This window comes from Oleiphilus sp. HI0079, from assembly GCF_001635105.1.
The window spans coordinates 1-709 of the sequence record NZ_LWFT01001134.1 but is presented as its reverse complement, the minus strand read 5'-3'; the positions used below and the strand labels follow the sequence as shown (position 1 = coordinate 709).

Below are 709 nucleotides of genomic sequence, written 5' to 3'. Positions count from 1 at the left end.
CCTGCGGTGCATACTTCACCCTGGTTGTAGCATATCGCTCCTGCGGCAGCTTCTGCAGCAGCATCCAAGTCGGGTGCATCAGCAAAAACAACGTTTGGTGATTTTCCGCCAGCCTCGGCCCAAACCCGCTTCATATTCGACTCACCAGCAAACACCATTAGCTTCTTCGCCACTCCAGTTGAACCGGTAAAGGCTAATGTATCGACATTCATATGTTCTGCCAACGCTTGGCCCGCGGTATGTCCAAAGCCCGGAAGCACGTTAAACACGCCGTCTGGAATACCTGCCTGTTTCGCCAACTCGGCAATACGAATCGCGGTCAATGGCGACTTCTCTGAAGGCTTGAGAATAAACGAGTTACCCATCGCGAGCGCTGGTGCGAATTTCCATGCAGCCATCAGCAATGGAAAGTTCCAAGGAACAATTGCGGCAACGACACCAATCGGCTCTTTCGTCACCATACCCAATTGATCACTGGGTGTTGGTGCAAGCTCATCATAAACCTTGTCAATTGCCTCTGCTGTCCAACGAATCGCCCGCAATGTGCCGGAAAGGTCATCCTCTAGCGAGAAGCTAATCGGCTTCCCCATATCCAATGTCTCGAGCAAAGCGATCTCATCGATCGCGTCTTCTATAAGGTCAGCGAACTTCAGTAGAATCGCCTTTCTGTCTGTTGGCGGCAAATTAGCCCAAACGCCCGATTCAAATG

The 709-nt window shown here is 51.5% G+C and carries 1 protein-coding gene; it reads right to left on the bottom strand.

Features of this window, described 5'->3' with window-relative positions; all coding sequences use genetic code 11:
• The coding region (locus A3750_RS20040; RefSeq protein WP_156498777.1) for an aldehyde dehydrogenase family protein at positions 1–709 on the bottom strand (709 nt) is incomplete at both ends.